The organism is Croceicoccus estronivorus (assembly GCF_001625325.1).
Classification (GTDB): domain Bacteria; phylum Pseudomonadota; class Alphaproteobacteria; order Sphingomonadales; family Sphingomonadaceae; genus Caenibius; species Caenibius estronivorus.
In genome coordinates this window covers 189,354-208,148 of record NZ_JRQQ01000008.1, presented here as the reverse complement: position 1 = coordinate 208,148, position 18,795 = coordinate 189,354, and the positions used below count along the sequence as shown (strand labels likewise).

Annotated in this window: 19 protein-coding genes; 2 read left to right on the top strand and 17 right to left on the bottom strand. The window is 55.5% G+C overall.

Features of this window, described 5'->3' with window-relative positions; translation table 11 throughout:
• Window positions 1–11 precede the first annotated feature (11 nt).
• The 16 genes from MB02_RS13620 to MB02_RS13540 all read right to left on the bottom strand — a co-directional run bounded on the left by MB02_RS13620 (window position 12) and on the right by MB02_RS13540 (window position 15,680).
• Window positions 12–764 carry a biotin--[acetyl-CoA-carboxylase] ligase gene (locus MB02_RS13620; protein ID WP_067538632.1) on the bottom strand — a complete coding sequence of 251 codons (753 nt, stop codon included), beginning with the start codon at window positions 762–764 and terminating at the stop codon, window positions 12–14.
• Window positions 733–2,196 carry an NADH-quinone oxidoreductase subunit NuoN gene (gene nuoN / locus MB02_RS13615; RefSeq protein WP_067538626.1) on the bottom strand — a complete coding sequence of 488 codons (1,464 nt, stop codon included), beginning with the start codon at window positions 2,194–2,196 and terminating at the stop codon, window positions 733–735. The genes MB02_RS13620 and nuoN overlap by 32 nt, the downstream gene beginning before the upstream one ends.
• Window positions 2,196–3,740 (bottom strand): NADH-quinone oxidoreductase subunit M, encoded by a 1,545-nt coding sequence (locus MB02_RS13610; RefSeq protein WP_067538624.1) that lies wholly within the window; start codon window positions 3,738–3,740, stop codon window positions 2,196–2,198. Before MB02_RS13610 ends, nuoN begins: the two co-directional genes overlap by 1 nt.
• A gap of 2 nt (window positions 3,741–3,742) precedes the next feature.
• Window positions 3,743–5,782: an NADH-quinone oxidoreductase subunit L gene (nuoL, locus tag MB02_RS13605; RefSeq protein WP_067538621.1), complete on the bottom strand. Its 2,040-nt coding sequence runs from the start codon at window positions 5,780–5,782 to the stop codon at window positions 3,743–3,745.
• A 6-nt stretch (window positions 5,783–5,788) separates the two neighbouring features.
• On the bottom strand, window positions 5,789–6,094 hold the full coding sequence (nuoK, locus tag MB02_RS13600; protein WP_067538618.1) for an NADH-quinone oxidoreductase subunit NuoK: 306 nt from the start codon (window positions 6,092–6,094) through the stop codon (window positions 5,789–5,791).
• Window positions 6,091–6,708 carry an NADH-quinone oxidoreductase subunit J gene (locus MB02_RS13595; RefSeq protein ID WP_067538615.1) on the bottom strand — a complete coding sequence of 206 codons (618 nt, stop codon included), beginning with the start codon at window positions 6,706–6,708 and terminating at the stop codon, window positions 6,091–6,093. Before MB02_RS13595 ends, nuoK begins: the two co-directional genes overlap by 4 nt.
• A gap of 15 nt (window positions 6,709–6,723) precedes the next feature.
• Complete coding sequence (gene nuoI, locus MB02_RS13590) at window positions 6,724–7,209, bottom strand: NADH-quinone oxidoreductase subunit NuoI (RefSeq protein WP_067538613.1); 486 nt, start codon at window positions 7,207–7,209, stop codon at window positions 6,724–6,726.
• The gene (gene nuoH, locus MB02_RS13585; RefSeq protein WP_067538610.1) at window positions 7,206–8,252 is read right to left on the bottom strand and encodes an NADH-quinone oxidoreductase subunit NuoH; all 1,047 of its coding nucleotides are present in this window, start codon (window positions 8,250–8,252) and stop codon (window positions 7,206–7,208) included. Before nuoH ends, nuoI begins: the two co-directional genes overlap by 4 nt.
• Window positions 8,249–10,255: an NADH-quinone oxidoreductase subunit NuoG gene (gene nuoG, locus MB02_RS13580; protein WP_067538607.1), complete on the bottom strand. Its 2,007-nt coding sequence runs from the start codon at window positions 10,253–10,255 to the stop codon at window positions 8,249–8,251. The genes nuoH and nuoG overlap by 4 nt, the downstream gene beginning before the upstream one ends.
• A 78-nt stretch (window positions 10,256–10,333) precedes the next feature.
• On the bottom strand, window positions 10,334–11,617 hold the full coding sequence (gene nuoF / locus MB02_RS13575; RefSeq protein WP_067538604.1) for an NADH-quinone oxidoreductase subunit NuoF: 1,284 nt from the start codon (window positions 11,615–11,617) through the stop codon (window positions 10,334–10,336).
• A gap of 3 nt (window positions 11,618–11,620) precedes the next feature.
• On the bottom strand, window positions 11,621–12,289 hold the full coding sequence (locus MB02_RS13570) for a complex I 24 kDa subunit family protein (protein ID WP_067538601.1): 669 nt from the start codon (window positions 12,287–12,289) through the stop codon (window positions 11,621–11,623).
• Entirely contained in the window at window positions 12,289–12,606 is a 318-nt protein-coding gene (locus tag MB02_RS13565) for a nuclear transport factor 2 family protein (protein WP_067538597.1), read from the bottom strand. The genes MB02_RS13570 and MB02_RS13565 overlap by 1 nt, the downstream gene beginning before the upstream one ends.
• A 189-nt stretch (window positions 12,607–12,795) precedes the next feature.
• Window positions 12,796–14,010 carry an NADH-quinone oxidoreductase subunit D gene (locus MB02_RS13555; protein ID WP_067538591.1) on the bottom strand — a complete coding sequence of 405 codons (1,215 nt, stop codon included), beginning with the start codon at window positions 14,008–14,010 and terminating at the stop codon, window positions 12,796–12,798.
• On the bottom strand, window positions 14,007–14,774 hold the full coding sequence (locus tag MB02_RS13550; protein WP_067538588.1) for an NADH-quinone oxidoreductase subunit C: 768 nt from the start codon (window positions 14,772–14,774) through the stop codon (window positions 14,007–14,009). The genes MB02_RS13555 and MB02_RS13550 overlap by 4 nt, the downstream gene beginning before the upstream one ends.
• Window position 14,775: 1 nt before the next feature.
• Entirely contained in the window at window positions 14,776–15,315 is a 540-nt protein-coding gene (locus tag MB02_RS13545; protein ID WP_067538585.1) for a NuoB/complex I 20 kDa subunit family protein, read from the bottom strand.
• Window positions 15,306–15,680, bottom strand: a complete 375-nt coding sequence (locus MB02_RS13540) for an NADH-quinone oxidoreductase subunit A (protein ID WP_067538582.1) — start codon at window positions 15,678–15,680, stop codon at window positions 15,306–15,308. Before MB02_RS13540 ends, MB02_RS13545 begins: the two co-directional genes overlap by 10 nt.
• Window positions 15,681–15,897: 217 nt before the next feature.
• Between MB02_RS13540 and MB02_RS13535 the strand changes: the two genes are divergently transcribed.
• Window positions 15,898–17,094 (top strand): acetyl-CoA C-acyltransferase, encoded by a 1,197-nt coding sequence (locus MB02_RS13535; RefSeq protein ID WP_067538579.1) that lies wholly within the window; start codon window positions 15,898–15,900, stop codon window positions 17,092–17,094.
• A gap of 72 nt (window positions 17,095–17,166) precedes the next feature.
• On the opposite strand, the gene MB02_RS13530 is transcribed toward MB02_RS13535, so the two are convergent.
• On the bottom strand, window positions 17,167–17,535 hold the full coding sequence (locus MB02_RS13530; protein WP_235829523.1) for an SH3 domain-containing protein: 369 nt from the start codon (window positions 17,533–17,535) through the stop codon (window positions 17,167–17,169).
• A 231-nt stretch (window positions 17,536–17,766) separates the two neighbouring features.
• Between MB02_RS13530 and MB02_RS13525 the strand changes: the two genes are divergently transcribed.
• Window positions 17,767–18,786 (top strand): 2-hydroxyacid dehydrogenase, encoded by a 1,020-nt coding sequence (locus MB02_RS13525; protein ID WP_156495521.1) that lies wholly within the window; start codon window positions 17,767–17,769, stop codon window positions 18,784–18,786.
• Window positions 18,787–18,795 lie beyond the last annotated feature (9 nt).

The window sequence follows — 18,795 nt, the reverse complement described above, 5'->3', positions numbered from 1 at the left end:
ACGATACTCCTTCAGACAAAGACATCGCCTGCGTGGACGACGCGAACTGACCCGTCCGCCAACTGCAACAGCAACGCGCCATCGCGATCCAGCCCGGCATAGGATCCCATCAACGGGACAGTTGTCCCGGGCAATCTTAGCGTCAATGGCGTACCAAGCGGATGGGCAATCGATTGCCAGCGCGACATAAGCGGTTCAAGCCCATATTGCCGCCAACGTGCCAGTTCCGCAGCAAATGAGTTCGCAAGTGTGGTTGCGAAGACGTCCCGGTCCGGCGCGGGCCCGATTGAAGACAATGCCGTAGCAGGCCGATCAGGCAAATCCGGCGCCATGGCCAGATTTACTCCGATACCCACGATCACTGCTTGCTCAACCGCCTCCAGGAGGATCCCCGCGAGCTTGGCTCGACCCAGCAATACATCGTTCGGCCATTTCAACATCATGCAAGACGGATCCGGGATACAGCGCGACACGGCATCCCAAACCGCTAGCCCGGCCATCAGAGCCAGACTCGGAGCAGATGGATCACTGGGCTGGCGATGAACGAGAGATGAGCCCATGAAATTACCCATCCCGTCAAACCATGTACGCCCCTGTCTGCCCCGACCTTCGGTCTGGCGATCAGCTACCAGCCAATACCCCTCCGGTAGCAAATCGCCATTACGCAAACGCGTGACGATATCCGCATTGGTGGAACCGGTCTCGGCTACGAATTCGATCCCGGTACCCAACTCAAGCGGCAAAGAACAACGCAGTGGCGGCATTATCCGCCAACGCACCGAGAACTTTTGTCAGCAGATACCCCAACGGAGATATAAAGAGGGCAGCAATAGCCAAGAGAGCCCAATGCGCCCAGTCGCTGATGCCTTTTACCGTATCAGCCGGTTCGTCGAAGTACATGACCTTCACAATCTTGATGTAATAGAAGGCACCTATTACCGAAGCAGCAATACCAATTGCAGCCAAGGGCACCATTCCCGCATTCACGGCAGCCTGGAATACCACAAACTTGCCCCAGAATCCGAAGAGTGGCGGAATACCGGCAAGGCTAAACATCACTGCCGCCATGCATAGCGCCAGGACGGGACGAGTTCTGGAAAGGCCCGCAAGGTCAGCAATCCCCTCCACCGGAACGCCATCGGCATCCTTCATCATCAAAACCGCGACAAAGCCACCGACTGTCATCGCGACATAAATGACCAGATAGACCAGCATCGCTGCCGCCCCCTGAGGAGTTCCAGCGGCAAGGCCGATCAAAAGAAACCCGACATTGTTAATCGATGAATAGGCCAGAAGTCGCTTGATATTGACCTGTCCGATCGCCCCCAGCGCCCCCACCACAATCGATGCCAGAGCGGCAAAGATAATGACTTGTTGCCAAGCAATCTCCTGGGAACCGAAAGCATCAAGCGTAACCCGCATCGCAAGCGCCAAAGCCGCCACTTTGGGAGCGGTAGCGAAAAATGTGGTTACAGGGGTCGGAGCGCCTTCGTAAACATCGGGCGTCCACATATGAAACGGGACAGCTGAAATCTTGAATGCGAGGCCGGCAAGCACGAAAATCAAACCAAACAGCGCACCCATGGACAATTCGCCCGAAAGCGCAGCACGAATGCCGTCAAAACCCGTCGTTCCCGTAAAGCCGTAAACCAGGCTCATGCCGAAGAGCAAAATACCCGAAGCCAGCGCTCCAAGAACAAAATACTTGAGCCCCGCTTCGGCCGAGCGACCATCGGTTCTCAAGAATGAGGCTAAAACATAAGCCGCAAGACTATTGAGTTCCAACCCAATGTAGAGCGCGAGTAGATCGGTGGCAGACACCATGATGCCCATACCGACCACCGCGAACAGGATTAGCACCCCATATTCCGCGCGCATGGCCCCTACGCGCTCAAAATATGCAGGTGCAACAATCAGTGCGACAGCAGCTGCTGCATAAATGAGGAGTTTTGCAAAGGCCGAGAAGGCATCGGCTTTCAGTTGGCCATCGAAAGCGACCGTATCAGTGCCCATGGCGCCACCGCAAAGCGCTGGCACGACAAGCACCGCGCAAACCGCCAGAACAGCCACACCAACAATGCAAATCGCACGGCTCGCCTTGTCACCCGCCCACGCTGAGACAAGCAAAAGCACCAGACCCGACACGCTCAACAGAATTTCGGGCGCGACAAGACCAAGGGATGCTGCAAAATCCATCAGTGCGCTCCCCCCTCAGGCGCGGCAATTTCAGCATGTTGAGCCGGCTTCTGCGCCGATCCCATCTTAAGTTGAGCGTCGCCTTCAGGAGCCGCCCGCGCGAGACGCGCATCGAGGGCAGCCACATCCTTTCGCATCGGAGCAAGGAAACTCTCAGGATAAATGCCCATCCAAAGCACCGCAAATGCAAGCGAGAGCAACATGGCCCATTCGCGCAAATCGATATCCGGCATTGCTGCCGCGTCGGCGTTCCTTTGATCCCCAAAGGCAACACGGCGATAGAGATAAAGCATATACGCTGCCCCGAGGATGATGCCAGTAGCGCTTACCGCAGTGACAAGGCTGGAAACCTGATAAATGCCGGCAAGGCTCAAAAATTCACCGACGAAACCACTCGTTCCCGGCAATCCGATTGAAGCCATTGTAAATAGCATGAAAAACAACGCGTATTTCGGCATGTTAATCGAAAGGCCGCCGTACCGGTCGATTTCTCGCGTATGCAGCCTGTCATAAATGATGCCGACACACAGGAACAAAGCACCGGCAACGAGACCGTGGCTAAGCATGACGATCATGGCACCTTCCAACCCCTGGGTGTTGAAGGCAAACAAGCCGACCGTAACGATACCCATATGGGCAATCGAGGAATAGGCGATCAGCTTCTTCATATCGGCCTGCACCAGCGCAACAAGCGAAGTGTAGATCACCGCCACCATTGAAAGCACAAAAATGAGCCAAGCGAATTGAGCCGAAGCTTCGGGGAACATAGGCAATGAGAAGCGGATGAAACCGTAGCCGCCCATCTTCAACAGCACACCCGCCAGAATTACCGAACCAGCAGTCGGGGCTTGAACGTGAGCATCCGGCAGCCAGGTGTGGACGGGCCACATCGGCATTTTCACAGCAAAGCTGGCAAAAAAGGCCAACCACAGCCAAGTCTGCGCCCCGGGAGGGAAATCATACGCCATCAGCGTCGGAATATCCGTTGTCCCCGCCTCGTTCACCATCCACAACATGGCAATCAGCATCAAGACAGAGCCAAGCAGCGTGTATAGGAAGAATTTGTAACTGGCGTAGATCCGGTTGTCGCCGCCCCAAATACCGATGATCAAGTACATCGGGATTAGGCCTGCCTCAAAGAAGATATAAAACAGGTAGAGGTCTTGTGCCGCGAATACGCCGATCATCAGCGTTTCCATCAGCAGAAACGCGGCCATGTATTCGCCAACACGCTTGGTAATCGAATTCCAGCTGGCCCCAATGCAAATCGGCATCAGGAAAACGGAAAGGATGATAAGCATCAAAGCGATACCATCAATGCCCAAAGCCCAACTAAATCCGGCGAATAATGGCACTTTTTCGACGAACTGCCATTGCGCCCCGCCAATATCGAAATTGGCCCAAAGCACTATGCCAAGAATGAAATCGACCAGCGTCGCAGCGAGCGCAAGCGCACGCGCCGTCTTCGCTTCAACGACTAGGCAAATTAGCCCCGCAACCAGCGGTACGAGGAGCATTACCGAGAGGATCGGAAAACCGGTCATAGTCAGCGTACCATTACCCAGCTGACCGCTGCTACGAGCCCGAGCAGCATGACCAGCGCATAGCTGTAAAGATATCCCGACTGCACTTTCTGGGCGTAACGGCTTCCCTGAGCGACTGCCCAAGCAGCGCCGTTGGGGCCGAAGCGATCAATGATGCCAATGTCACCCTGCTTCCACAGCACCCGTCCAAGCCAAAAAGCCGGGCGGACAAATAGGAAGTTGTAGAGCTCGTCGAAATACCACTTGTTATAAAGGAAAGCATGAAGTTGGCGGAATTGCGCAACGAATGCCGCAGGTAACTTCGGATTGCGAATATACGAATTCCAAGCGATCAAGAGCCCCGCCAGCATCACAACACCCGGCGACAACTTAACCCACAACGGCACCTCATGCATCGCATGCATCAAATGCTCATTGTAGAAAATCGCACCCTTCCAGAAACCGGCGTCTTCAATGAACGCATGGATAAATACATATCCGGCAAATACCGCACCCACCGAAAGGATCAGAAGCGGTAGCAACATGACCCAGGGGCTCTCATGCGGATGGTAGCCAGCAGTGCCATCATCGCCGCCATGATGTGCATGCGAATTATGCTCGCTATGGCTGGCTTCCTCATCCAGGTCTTCATGATGTCCATGCACCGCATGCTGGATATGTTCGGAATCTGCCCAGCGGGGCTGCCCCCAAAAAGTCAGGAACATCAAACGCCAGCTATAAAAACTGGTCAGAAGGGCAGCTACAACACCTAGGAAAAATGCCAGTTGCCCGTGCTCACTGCCACTCGCGAAGGCAGCTTCCAGTATGGCATCCTTGGAATAGAAGCCCGCGAAACCGAATACACCCATTACGCCGACGCCAGTAATAGCCAAAGTGCCTGCCATCATGACCCAGAATGTCAGCGGGATCTGCTTACGCAACGCGCCATAATACCGCATATCCTGCTCATGATGCATGGCATGGATGACCGAGCCAGCCCCGAGGAACAGAAGCGCCTTGAAAAAAGCGTGCGTGAACAAATGGAACATAGCCGCGCCATAAGCGCCGACACCTGCGGCAAAGAACATGTATCCAAGCTGCGAGCAGGTTGAATAAGCAATGACGCGTTTGATATCCCACTGCGTCGTACCAATGGTCGCGGCGAAGAAACAGGTTGCTGCGCCAACATAGGTTACAACCATCATCGCGGTATCACTGGTCTGAAACATTGGCGACAGGCGACAAACCATAAATACGCCTGCGGTCACCATCGTAGCGGCATGAATTAGCGCAGAAACCGGCGTCGGGCCTTCCATCGCATCAGGCAACCACGTGTGAAGGCCCAATTGCGCCGACTTGCCCATCGCACCGATGAACAGCAGCAGGCACAGGACGGTCATCGTGTCCAATCTCATGCCCAGGAAACCGATCGTCGATCCGGCCATCCCCGGTGCTGCAGCAAGAATTTCGGGAATAGAGGTCGTCTGGAAAACGAGATAAGTTCCAAAAATCCCCAACATGAAACCAAGGTCGCCAACGCGATTGACCACGAATGCCTTGATCGCCGCTGCACAGGCTGACGGCTTTTTGAACCAGAAACCGATCAGCAGATATGATGCGAGCCCGACGCCTTCCCATCCGAAAAACATCTGGACGAGGTTATCGGCCGTGACCAGCATCAACATCGCGAAGGTGAAAAGGCTCAAATAGGCGAAGAAGCGGGGCTGATCCGGATCTTCATCCATGTAACCCCAGCTATAAAGGTGAACCAGCGCCGAAACACTGGTGATTACCACCAGCATGATCGCTGTCAGCGTATCGACGCGCAGCGCCCAGTCGAACGTAAGCGTGCCCGACTGCACCCACTTCAATACGGGGACGACGCTGGCTTCCGCAGTTCCAGCTACAAAAGACAGAAAAATTGGCCAGGAAAGCGCGCACGACAGGAACAAGGCGCCAGTCGTCAAAATCTTGGCAGGCACATTGCCGATAGCACGATTGCCAAGCCCTGCAATGATCGCAGCCAGAAGCGGCCCGAATACGATGATCAGGATGGAGGACACGTTTTCTTACCCCTTCATCCGGTTGACATCGTCAACTGCAATGGTCCCGCGACCACGGAAATAGATCACCAGAATGGCGAGCCCGATAGCTGCCTCACCGGCAGCGACGGTGAGAACGAACATAGCAAAGACCTGCCCGACGAGATCACCCAGGAAGGCGCTGAAAGCCACCAGGTTCAGATTGACCGCGAGCAGGATCAGTTCGATCGCCATAAGAATGACGATCACGTTCTTGCGATTGAGGAAAATGCCGAGAACGCCGAGCACGAACAGGATCGAGCTGACAACGACATAGTGTTCGACACCGATCACAGCTGCACCCCCTTGCCGATTTCGGGCTTAACATTGACAGTTGCCTCATCCGGGCGGCGGCTGACCTGCTTCGCAACATTCTGCGTTCGCGTATCTCTGCGCTCACGGTGGGTGAGGACAATTGCACCAACCATTGCCACCAGCAGGATTATCCCCGCACTTTCGAAGAGGAACAGATAGCGACTGTAAAGCAGTGCTCCGATGCTTTCGATATTGCTATGACCGATCAACGGCGCAGCCGCACCGTCGGCGGTCCCGAGCGCGATAGCGCCCGCCTTATACGCGCCAATCCCGAGCACCAGCTCTGCCAGCAGAACCAATGCGATCAGCAGACCCAGAGGAAAATTGCGGACAAATCCGGCGCGAAGTTCGGCAAAGTCGATGTCGAGCATCATCACGACAAACAGGAACAGCACGGCGACTGCGCCCACATAGACGATCACCAGGAGCATCGCGATAAATTCCGCCCCGACGAGCACCATCAGTCCTGCTGCGTTGAAGAAAGCCAGAATCAGCCAGAGCACGGAATGAACCGGATTACGCGCAAGGATAACCAGCGCGGCCGACGCGATAACCAACGTGGCAAAAAGGTAGAAGGCAATTGCGTGGATCATTGGAACGCGAGCCCCCTAGCGATAGGGCGCATCGGCTTCAAGGTTCGCGGCAATAGCTCGCTCCCACTTGTCCCCGTTCGCAAGAAGTTTAGCTTTGTCGTAGAGCAATTCTTCACGCGTTTCAGTCGCATATTCGAAGTTGGGCCCTTCGACGATGGCATCCACCGGGCAAGCTTCCTGGCAGAAGCCGCAATAGATGCATTTCGTCATATCGATGTCGTAACGCGTGGTTCGCCGGGACCCATCATCGCGAGGCTCGGCTTCGATAGTAATCGCCTGCGCAGGGCACACCGCCTCGCACAATTTGCAAGCGATGCAGCGTTCCTCACCATTCGGATAACGCCGCAATGCATGCTCTCCGCGGAAGCGGGGAGAAAGCGGGTTCTTCTCGAATGGGTAATTGATCGTTGCCTTGGCTTTGAAGAAATACTTCAGAGTCAGGGCGTGCGCCTTCAGGAATTCCCACAGTGTGAAACTCTTGACGAGTTGGGCAACGCTCATACCGCGTACCTCGTAAGCATAAGATAACCGGAAACGAGCACCACAAATAGCAGGCTCATTGGCAGGAATATTTTCCAGCCAAGTCGCATCAATTGATCATAACGGAACCGAGGAACTGTAGCCTTGACCCAGCTGAAGACGAAAAAGAAGAACAATATCTTGGCAAGAAGCCAGACAATGCCTGGAATGTAATAAAGCGGGGCCCAGTCAATCGGAGGAAGATATCCACCCCAAAACAAAACCGCATTCAATGCGCACATCAGCAGGACGTTGGCATATTCCCCCAACCAGTAGAGTGCGAACGCCATAGAACTGTATTCGGTCTGATAACCGGCGACGAGTTCGCTTTCCGCTTCGGTAAGGTCAAATGGCGCACGCGCAGTTTCCGCCATGCCCGAAATCAGAAACAGTACCCACATCGGAAACAGCAATGGATTAAACACGTAACCATTGAGTAATCCGAAGACATGACCTCTCTGATTCTGAACGATGTCATCCAGATTGAAGGTACCTGCCCACAAAACCACGCATATCAGAATGAAACCGATCGAGACTTCATAGGAAATCATCTGCGCTGAAGCACGCATTGCCGAAAAGAAGGGGTACTTCGAATTCGATGCCCAGCCCGCAATAACTACGCCATAAACGCCAAGGGAACTGACGGCTAGGACATAGAGCAAACCGACGTTGATATCGGCCAGAATTGCGCCGGAATTAAACGGAATCACTGCCCATGCCAGCAACGCAACAGTGAATGTCACGATTGGCGCAATGATAAACAGACCCTTGTTCGACGCGCTCGGGATAATGGTTTCCTGGAGGAATACCTTTAAACCATCAGCAAAGGATTGGAGCAGCCCCCATGGCCCCACCACGTTGGGGCCGCGCCGCAAAGCCATGGCAGCCCAAATCTTGCGGTCAGCATAGATGATCATCGCGACGCCGAGCATAAGTGGCAGAGCAATCAGCAATATGCCGCAGATCGTCGCAACGAACCACGCCCACTCATATGACATGCCAATGGACTGGAAAAAGGCAGTCATTCTGCTGCCTCCGCGAATTGCCCCGCTTGCAGCAACTCCGCGGAGCAACGCTGCATCGTCTCGCTCGCACGCGCGATCGGGTTAGTCATGTAGAAATCCTTGATCGGATAGGCTTCGATCACACCTGAAGCATTCCCCCCACCTGACGGAAGCGCTCCGTAATCGACCAGCCCTTCCTCTCCGAGCGCCGGAACCTCTGCAATCATCGTGGCCTGCAGTTCCGCGAAGCTATCGAAACCGATCGACACGCCAAGCGTATCGGCCAAGGCACGTATGATCGTCCAGTCTTCACGTGCATCACCCGGCGCGAAAATTGCCTTCTCGGCATACTGCACGCGCCCCTCGGTATTGACGTAAGTACCATCCTTTTCCGTGTAGGCTGCAGCTGGGAGGATAATATCCGCGGCATGTGCCCCGTTATCTCCATGATGGCCGATATAGACCTTCAGCGAACCTTCGAAGGCGCTGAAATCAACTTCATCCGCACCAAGCGCCAACAGAACCTTGGGGTGGGCCGCAATGATATCCTTGATACCTGCCGACTGCTTGTACCCAAGCATCAGGCCACCCATCCGTGATGCGGCCATGTGCAGCACGTTGAAGCCATTCCAGCCATCGCGTGCAAGTCGGAACTTGTTGGCCAGACCGATCAACGGCGCAAGGGCACCTTTTGCCAAGCCCGCGCCTCCGAGAACGATTGCGGGGCGTTCAGCCTTCTCGAATGAAGAAACCAAATCTGCGGGCAGGTCATTCAGTATACCAAGGTCGTTACCGAGGAATGTCGCCGGGTAAGTCGTTTCCCATTCCGGACCGATAACGAAAACCTTTGCGCCATTCTTGACCGCTTTACGCAAGCGAACGTTGACCAGTGGAGCTTCCCAGCGAACTTGGCTTCCGACGATTAAAATGACATCGGCAGTCTCAATTCCTGCAAACGTAGAATTGAAATTTACCGCAGCCAGGTTCGAAACGTCATAGTCCAGCCCCGTCTGACGGCCTTCAAGCAAATCGGAACCGAGTGCGTTAACCAGTTGCTTTGCCGCGAACATGGTTTCGCAATCGACAAGATCGCCAGCAATCGCAGCAATGCTACTGCCCGGTTTGGCTTTGGCGATAATTGAAAATGCCTCAGACCAGTTGGCGGATTCCAACTTGCCAGCCTTGTTCCGGATCCAGACTTTATCGAGCCGCCGCCGCGTCAGACCATCGACCTGATAACGCGCCTTGTCACTCAACCACTCCTCATTCACGTCATCATTGACGCGAGGCAGAATGCGCAACACTTCACGGCCCCGACTGTCGACACGAACATTCGAACCAACTGCATCGGAAACATCGATCGAAAGCGTCTTTTTCAACTCCCAAGGGCGCGCCTCGAAAGCATATGGGCGGCTGGTGAGCGCACCGACCGGACACAAGTCGATGACGTTGGCCGACAATTCATGCTGAGCCGCTCTTTCGAGATAAGTCGTGATCTGCATGTTTTCGCCGCGATAAAGCGCGCCGATTTCATCCACCCCCGCTATCTCTTCAGAGAAACGCACGCAGCGGGTACAATGGATGCAGCGGGTCATCACTGTCTTGATGAGCGGTCCCATGTACTTTTCGGTAACCGCACGCTTGTTCTCGTCATAGCGCGAAGCACCGCGACCATATGCAACCGACTGATCCTGAAGGTCACATTCTCCGCCCTGATCGCAAATCGGGCAGTCGAGCGGGTGATTGATGAGGAGAAACTCCATCACGCCTTCCCGCGCTTTCTTGACCATTTCGCTGTCCGTGCGAATTTCCTGCCCATCGGTGGCGGGAAGAGCACAGGACGCCTGCGGCTTGGGCGGCCCCGGCTTCACTTCGACCAAGCACATACGGCAGTTACCGGCAATGCTGAGCCGCTCATGGTAGCAGAAACGCGGGATTTCCTTCCCGGCAGCTTCGCAAGCCTGGAGCACAGTGGCGCCGGCAGGAACCTCAATTTCAGCGCCGTCGACAGTGACTTTAGGCATGACACACTCCGCCGTGCTGAGCACGTTTCATCTTACAAGCCATATTCAGCCCTGCGATCCTGATTGAAGAAGAAGCGTTCATTCCGCCGCCTCCCGCAGGTTTTCGGCGATCCGACGCTCCAATTCCGGGCGGAAATGGCGGATCAAACCCTGAATAGGCCATGCAGCTGCATCACCCAGCGCACAAATCGTATGACCTTCCACCTGCTTGGTGACCTGCTGAAGCATGTCGATTTCCTCGACAGCCGCGTCGCCAGTACGCAAACGCTCCATCATCCGCCACATCCATCCAGTGCCCTCGCGGCATGGCGTGCACTGGCCGCAACTCTCATGCTTATAAAATGCCGAAAGGCGAGAAATTGCTCGAACAATGTCGGTGGACTTGTCCATCACGATCACAGCCGCAGTTCCCAAGCCGGAGCCGACTTCCTTTAACCCGTCGAAATCCATCGGCGCGTCCATGATCTGGTCTGCCGGAACGAGTGGAACAGAAGATCCCCCTGGGATGACTGCAAGCAGATTGCCCCAACCGCCGCGGATACCACCGCAGTGCTTCTCGATTAGCTCGCGGAAGGGGATCGACATCGCCTCCTCCACCACGCAAGGCTTCTCGACGTGGCCAGAGATCTGGAAAAGCTTTGTCCCTTTGTTGTTATCTCGACCGAACGAACTGAACCACGCGGATCCACGCCGCATAATTGTGGGGGCCACCGCAATTGATTCAACGTTGTTGACCGTGGTCGGGCAGCCATAAAGGCCCGCGCCGGCAGGGAACGGAGGCTTGAGGCGCGGCTGACCTTTCTTGCCTTCCAGACTTTCGATCATTGCGGTCTCTTCCCCGCAAATATAAGCGCCGGCTCCCCGATGAACGAAAACGTCGAAGTCATAGCCTGAGCCACTGGCATTTTTGCCGATAAGCCCAGCATCATAAGCTTCCTGCACAGCGGCAAAAAGCGTTTCAGCCTCGCGGATATATTCACCACGAATGTAGATATAGGCAGCTCGTGCGCCCATGGCGAAACCCGCCACCAGCGCACCTTCGATCAACTTATGCGGATCGTGACGGATAATTTCCCGATCCTTGCAGGAACCAGGCTCGGATTCATCAGCGTTGATGACAAGGAAACTCGGACGGCCATCCTTGCTTTCCTTGGGCATGAAGGACCACTTCATGCCTGTAGGGAAGCCAGCCCCGCCACGCCCGCGTAGCCCGGAGGCCTTGATTTCATCGATGATGGCATCCCGCCCCTTGGCGAGAATATCCTTGGTATTGTCCCAGTCCCCACGCGCTTGCGCGGCTGTCAGGTTCCACGGCTGATAGCCGTAAACGTTTGTAAAGATACGATCCTTGTCGGCGAGCATGGCTTACCACTCCCCCCGATAGTCGTGATTTTCAGTCACCATATCCTTCAGAGTCGTTGCCCCGCCGAGCGGCTCGACGGTGTGACGGCCGGGTTCCTGCGTGCCAGCCTTCGGTTGTCCGCCGCCGGCCAATGCATCGAGTACAACATCGAGCCGCTGAGCCGTTAGATCCTCGTAATTGTCATCATTGATCTGAACCATTGGAGCGGACGCGCAGTTGCCCATGCATTCCACTTCGGTCAACGTCCACAGTCCGTCGTCGGTAGTGTGTCCTACGCGCATACCGCGAGCCATGCACGCAGACATGATGTCATCGCTGCCCCGCAGCATGCACGGGGTCGTGCCGCAGACCTGAACATGAAAACGCCCCACGGGTACGAGATTGTACATCATATAGAATGTTGCAACTTCGACCACGCGGATAATCGGCATATCCAAGTATTCCGCAACATATTCCATAACTGGAATCGGTAGCCATCCCTGAGTACCCGTTTCTTCCCCGACCTGACGCTGGGCATAATCGAGTAACGCCATCACCGCACTCTTCTGCCGACCCTCCGGGTAACGGCCAATCGCAGCTTTTGCCTTTTCCTCCCACGTGGAAGAAAAGGCAAACGCGCCCCAACGTGCGCGCAGTTCTGGCGTATCAGGTTCAAGATAACGGTCAGCCATCAGCGAACGAACTCCACGCGGGCGCACTTGTCACCCTCGAATGTATAGATCGCGATTACATCAAACGGTTCAGCCTCTCGCGAGCGCCAGACGCGTTCATGCAACACGACATAATTGCCAAGAGCCTTCCGATCGACGATTTCGGCCCGGTTATCCGGAAACTCAGCGAACATCTTCTTCAGACCTTCGCGCGTCCCCTCCTTGCCTTCACGAACCACCGCGCCACGATAGCCTGCTTCGCAGGCATCCTCGGTCATCAAGGCAACGTACGCATCGGCATCTTGCGCGTTGTAGTGCGCAATCATCTGCTCTGCCATGGAAAGGCAATCAACCACGGATGAGTCTCCGCTCAAAATACCGGCCAACGTAGAAGCCAATCGTTCCAGTAAAGGCTGTCGAAAGTACCTCTTTCACAGTCGAAGCACCGTGAAAGGCCAATGAGTAAGCTGCCACGGCGGAAGCAAACGCAGCAAAGACCAGCACGAATATGAAAATTTCGCGCACAATCACCGGTCACACTCCCCAAATACAACGTCGATAGCACCCAGGATTGCAGTCGCGTCAGGCAGCATGTGGCCTTTGCTCATCATATCCATCGCCTGCAGGTGACTGAATGCAGTCGGCCGAATTTTGCATCGGTACGGCTTGTTGGAGCCGTCACTGACGAGATAGACACCAAACTCACCTTTGGGGCTTTCCGTGGCGACGTAAACCTCGCCTGCCGGGACATGGAACCCTTCGGTATAAAGCTTGAAGTGATGGATCAGCGATTCCATCGAGCTCTTCATCTCACCCCGCTTAGGGGGAGAGACTTTTCGATCAAGCGACGCGATTGGGCCATCCGGCATCTCGTTAAGGCATTGCTTCATGATCCTGGCGGATTGACGCACCTCCTCGACCCGCACCATCATCCGGTCATAGCAATCGGAATTGGTACCGACAGGAATTTCGAAATCCATTCGGCCATAAACATCGTATGGCTGCGCTTTGCGGATATCCCATGGAATCCCCGCGGCACGAATCATGGGGCCGGAAAAACCCCAGGCCAACGCATCTTCTCTACTGACAACGGCTATATCCACGTTCCGCTGTTTGAAGATCCTGTTGTCAACCACCAGGCTCATCGCATCTTCAAACAGACGCGGCAGGCGTGTGTCGAGCCAATCAGCCATATCCGTCAATAGCTTGAGCGGCACATCCTGGTGCACGCCACCGGGGCGGAACCACGCGCTGTGCATCCGCGCACCAGATGCACGCTCAAAGAAATTGAGGCAGTCTTCGCGAATTTCGAAGAGCCACAAATTCGGCGTCATCGCGCCCACATCCATCACGTGCGAACCGATATTGAGCATGTGATTGCAAATGCGCGTCAGTTCCGCGAACAACACACGAAGATACTGTGCGCGAAGCGGAACCTCCAGATTGAGCAGCTTCTCAATCGCCAGAACATAGCTGTGTTCCATGCCCAACGGTGAACAATAGTCGAGACGGTCGAAGTAAGGCAGCGCCTGAAGATAGGTCTTGTGCTCGATCAGCTTTTCAGTTCCGCGATGGAGCAAGCCCACATGCGGATCGATCCGCTCGATCGTTTCGCCATCCAGTTCCATGACCATACGCAGCACACCGTGCGCAGCAGGGTGCTGAGGCCCGAAATTGATCGTGTAGTTGGTGATGACATCATCGCCAGTCGTAGGCGATTGTTCAAGGCTCAGGCCGTTCATTCGGCATCCCCTTTCTTGTCATCCATTGCAGGTGGGTCAGCCGGCGTGTTTTCAGAAGCGGCCTTGTCCGTTTTCGCACCAGCGCCAGTATCGGCAGCCTTGTCCGTTGTCTTGGGCTTTTCCACCGCTGGCGGCGCCGGTTTTTCGGATGCTTTTTCATCACCCGGCAAAACGTATTCAGCCCCTTCCCATGGGCTCATAAAGTCAAATTGGCGCAAGTCCTGCGGAAGTTCGACCGGTTCATAGACCACGCGTTTTTCCTCTTCGGAATAGCGTAACTCGACATAACCGGTGAGCGGGAAATCCTTGCGGAAAGGATGCCCCTCGAAACCATAATCCGTCAGGATTCGGCGTAAATCCGTATTGCCGTCGAACACCACACCGTACAGATCGAACACTTCACGTTCGAGCCACGCAGCATTGGGCCACAAAGTTGTAACAGTAGGCACCGGAGTATCTTCTGCGGCACCGACCTTAACCAACAGGCGATGGTTCTTAGTGACGGACAACAGCATATATACGACTTCGAAACGTTCGCTGCGGTCTGGATAATCGACCCCGGCGATCTCCATCAGTTGCTGATATTCATGCTCATCGCGCAAAAGCCGCAGGACGTCTTCCAGACCACCCCGCTTTACCGTGAGCACCATCTCCCCATGCTCTTCCTTCAGAGCGAGGAGATTATCGCCACAAGCCCCGGTCAGCACATCGGCCAACCCATGAAGGACCGCCACTTTCGGCGCGGAATGCAGAACCCCGGCCATCTTAACGCTCAACCGTCCCTTCGCGACGGATCTTTCGCTGCAACTGCATGACACCGTACATCAAAGCCTCCGCAGTTGGAGGACAACCCGGTACATAAATGTCGACAGGAACGATACGATCGCACCCGCGCACGACAGAATAGCTGTAGTGGTAATATCCACCGCCATTGGCGCAACTGCCCATCGAAATAACATATTTCGGATCGGACATCTGGTCATAAACCTTGCGCAAAGCAGGGGCCATCTTGTTGCACAGCGTACCAGCGACAATCATTACGTCACTCTGCCGCGGGGATGCCCGAGGGGCAAAGCCGAACCGCTCAAGATCGTATCGCGGCATATTCGCATGAATCATTTCCACCGCGCAGCAGGCGAGGCCAAAAGTCATCCACCACAACGACCCGGTACGAGCCCAGTGGAAGAGTTCCTCAGTCGTTGTGACAAGGAAGCCCTTGTCGTTAACCTCAGCATTAAGGCTATCGAAAAAAGCCTGGTCAGGCGGCGCATGCCCTGCTGCTGCCGCAGGTTCGATCACTCCCATTCGAGCGCTCCCTTCTTCCAAGCATAAGCAAAGCCAATTACCAGTTCACCCAGGAACACCATCATGGTGATCCACCCCGGCCACCCAGTCAGATCAAGACTAACTGCCCACGGAAACAGGAAGGCCGCTTCAAGGTCGAAAATGATGAAAAGGATCGCAACCAGATAAAATCGGACGTCAAACTGGCTGCGTGGATCCTCGAAAGCAGGAAACCCGCATTCATATTCGCTGAGCTTTTCCGCAGTCGGATTATGGCTCCCGGTAAGATACGAGACTCCTATCGGAAGGAACACGAAGAGCGCAGACAGGAGAAGCGCAACGCCGAGAAATATCAGGATCGGCAAATATTGTGTGAGATCGAGCACTCGCAGTCCTTCTTGCCATGTCCTTACTGGGGGTCTGACTCGCAGTAACCGTGATATCGGTGCGCCCTAGTCCCCCCTTTACGCAGGTGCAAGGGGGAGATCATCCCTTTTCCCGACTGACGGGCGTCAAGTCCGCATGACTCCGGTCGGTTTGCTTTTGCGGCGATGCAGCATTAGATCATCCACCATGTAAACCCACTGTCCTCCAAGGTGAGTCATGACCCAATTTTCGAAGCAAGATCCGATCGTCATTCTCTCTTATGCCCGTACGCCAATGGGTGGAATGCTCGGCGCTCTTGCCGATGCCGCTACGACTGAGCTCGGAGCTACGGCAATCAGAGCTGCAGCGGATCGTGCGGGTATGCCCGGTGAAGAGATTGACCGGGTCTATATGGGTTGTGTCCTGCCCGCCGGCCTTGGCCAAGCACCCGCTCGCCAGGCAGCCCTTAAGGCGGGGTTACCCAACTCTGTCCAGGCCACCACCGTTAATAAGGTCTGCGGCTCGGGGATGCAGACGGTCATCATGGGGTCTGAAGCACTTGCCGCCGGCTCCGCCGACATCGTTGTTGCGGGCGGAATGGAAAGCATGACCAATGCCCCATATCTGCTGAAAAAGCACAGGGCGGGCGCACGGGCAGGTCATGACACTGCCTATGACCACATGTTTCTCGATGGTCTCGAAGATGCTTACGAAGCTGGTACGGCGATGGGCGCACTGGCTCAGTCAATGGCGGACAAATATCAGCTGACCCGTGAAGAGCAGGATGCCTATTCAATCGAGTCCTTGCGGAGAGCCAATGAGGCCATTGCCAGCGGTGCATTCGCGGACGAGATCGCGCCGGTGACCGTGAAAGGCCGCAAAGGCGAAATCGTAGTTGATACCGACGAGCAGCCCGGCAAAGGTCGGCCCGACAAGATACCCACCCTCAAACCAGCCTTTGCGAGAGAGGGGACGATTACGGCAGCCAGTTCCAGTTCAATCTCCGATGGCGCAGCCGCAGTAATGCTGGCCAGAGAGAGCACCGCCAAGGCCAAGGGACTGACGCCCGTTGCAAAAATCGTTGGGCTTGGTGCTCATTCCCAGGAACCATCAGCCTTCACCACCGCTCCGGTGGGCGCGATTCGCAAAGTCCTCGATCAGGCCGGCTGGAGTGTGGATGATGTCGATTTGTTCGAAGTGAACGAAGCCTTCGCCTGTGTTGCGATGTTCGCCATGCGGGATTTGGATATTCCCCATGAAAAGCTCAACGTAAACGGCGGTGCGACAGCTCTTGGCCACCCGATCGGAGCCAGCGGAACACGGATCATCACGACATTGATCGCCGCTCTTAACAACCGGGGACTGAAGCGTGGCGTAGCCAGCTTGTGCATCGGTGGAGGGGAAGGCACTGCGGTCGCATTGGAACTGCTATAGTTCACATCTCTTGTTTGCCCTTGGGCACCTGGAGGTGGATCAAGTGTTCCAAGTTGCTGGGAGAGGCCAAAGTCAGGGCTCTCCCGGCCCCCAAAGGCGATCTTGCGGCATCCAGCCCACGCGCCCTGTCACGTCGAGACGGCACCAGCCAGTTTCACAGTCACCGAGCTTGCCGACTACGCCAGGCTCCACATTCCAAAGCAGGGGTGACAATCGGCTTGGTTCCGCACGCATCGGCGCGTCACCTTCTCCGATGACGATGGCTGTGCGATCCCGTGTCAGAAAACGTGCGACCACCCACCCTTTGTCACCGTCGGCGTCCTGCACCAAACGCCAGCCTTCCTTAATTCGCAGCACCTTTAGCGGCAGCGATGGCCGTTCATAAACCCATTCGATGCGATAGGCTTCGCTGGGCCCCACGCGCATATTGATTTTGCTCACGCGAATCGACGCCCAATAAGGCGTCTCACGATTTTGTGCGGAGGCAGGTCCCGAAATGCTCACGACACTGGAGACAAGGATAAGGATAGCCGATTTCAGTCGCAGCCCGAGCATGCGAAGGGCATAGCCCTCCCTCCAGCTTTTCATCAAGCGAGGAAACGTAAACTTCCCACAAATTGGGCAACACCGCGCGCTTGACCGGTATGCCTTCACCGGCCTAGCGAAACGGCAATGAGCGAGAAAGTCATGAACCAGTCAGGCCGCCGCGTTACCGGTAAACCTCGGGTCATCGTCACACGTCGGCTGTTGCCGGTGGTCGAGGCGCGCATGACGGAATTGTTCGATGCTGTGCTCAATGAAGATGATCACGTCATGAGCAGGGACGAATTGATCAGCGCGATGCAGGAATGCGACGTACTGGTTCCGACCGTGACGGACAGAATTGACGGAGCGATGATAGAAGCCGCTGGCGACCGGTTAGGGCTCATCGCCAGTTTCGGAGCCGGCACTGACCATATCGACGTAAGTGCCGCGTGGGGCCGCCGGATCATCGTAACCAATACGCCTGGTGTTTTCACCGAGGATACCGCCGATACCGCGATGGCCTTAATTCTGGTGGGGCCCAGGCGATTTGCGGAAGGAATCGCAACACTGCGCGAAGGCGAATGGCCAGGCTGGGGACCATCATTCATGCTCGGCCACCGCATTGGCGGAAAACGGTTGGGCATAGTTGGAATGGGTCGCATCGGTCAGGCGGTCGCGCACCGCGCGCGCGCCTTCGGATTGGAAATTGTTTATCATAACCGCCACCGTTTACCCGATGCGGTGGAAAACATGCTTGGTGCCCGTTACGAAGCCAGCCTCGATCACCTGATCTCGGAAGCCGACATCCTGACACTCCATTGTCCGGCAACGGCTGAAACCCACCATCTCATCGATGCACGCCGCATCGGATTGATGAAAGAGACCGCATTTCTGGTCAATACGGCGCGCGGCAATCTCATCGATGAAGAAGCATTGATTGCAGCTCTCGAAGAGCGCCGCATCGGCGGCGCAGGGCTTGATGTCTACACGCACGAACCAGCGATCGATTCCCGGTTTGTCGCCCTCCCCAATGTTCTCGCGTTACCTCATATGGCCAGCGCGACTATTGAAGGCCGTGAAGCTTCGGGCGAAAAGGTCATTGCGAATATCCGTTTTTGGGCAGACGGCCATCGCCCGCCCGATCAGGTGCTCGAAGGATTAGTATAAAACAGTATT

Coding starts and splice junctions, on each gene's coding strand:
- MB02_RS13620 (WP_067538632.1), bottom strand. CDS start 764: ATGCCGCCACTGCGTTGTTCTTTGCCGCTTGAGTTGGGTACCGGGATC.
- nuoN (WP_067538626.1), bottom strand. CDS start 2,196: ATGGATTTTGCAGCATCCCTTGGTCTTGTCGCGCCCGAAATTCTGTTG.
- MB02_RS13610 (WP_067538624.1), bottom strand. CDS start 3,740: ATGACCGGTTTTCCGATCCTCTCGGTAATGCTCCTCGTACCGCTGGTT.
- MB02_RS13595 (WP_067538615.1), bottom strand. CDS start 6,708: ATGATCCACGCAATTGCCTTCTACCTTTTTGCCACGTTGGTTATCGCG.
- nuoI (WP_067538613.1), bottom strand. CDS start 7,209: ATGAGCGTTGCCCAACTCGTCAAGAGTTTCACACTGTGGGAATTCCTG.
- nuoH (WP_067538610.1), bottom strand. CDS start 8,252: ATGACTGCCTTTTTCCAGTCCATTGGCATGTCATATGAGTGGGCGTGG.
- nuoG (WP_067538607.1), bottom strand. CDS start 10,255: ATGCCTAAAGTCACTGTCGACGGCGCTGAAATTGAGGTTCCTGCCGGC.
- nuoF (WP_067538604.1), bottom strand. CDS start 11,617: ATGCTCGCCGACAAGGATCGTATCTTTACAAACGTTTACGGCTATCAG.
- MB02_RS13570 (WP_067538601.1), bottom strand. CDS start 12,289: ATGGCTGACCGTTATCTTGAACCTGATACGCCAGAACTGCGCGCACGT.
- MB02_RS13565 (WP_067538597.1), bottom strand. CDS start 12,606: ATGGCAGAGCAGATGATTGCGCACTACAACGCGCAAGATGCCGATGCG.
- MB02_RS13555 (WP_067538591.1), bottom strand. CDS start 14,010: ATGAACGGCCTGAGCCTTGAACAATCGCCTACGACTGGCGATGATGTC.
- MB02_RS13550 (WP_067538588.1), bottom strand. CDS start 14,774: ATGGCCGGGGTTCTGCATTCCGCGCCGAAAGTGGCGGTCCTTCATGGG.
- MB02_RS13545 (WP_067538585.1), bottom strand. CDS start 15,315: ATGGGAGTGATCGAACCTGCGGCAGCAGCAGGGCATGCGCCGCCTGAC.
- MB02_RS13535 (WP_067538579.1), top strand. CDS start 15,898: ATGACCCAATTTTCGAAGCAAGATCCGATCGTCATTCTCTCTTATGCC.
- MB02_RS13525 (WP_156495521.1), top strand. CDS start 17,767: ATGAGCGAGAAAGTCATGAACCAGTCAGGCCGCCGCGTTACCGGTAAA.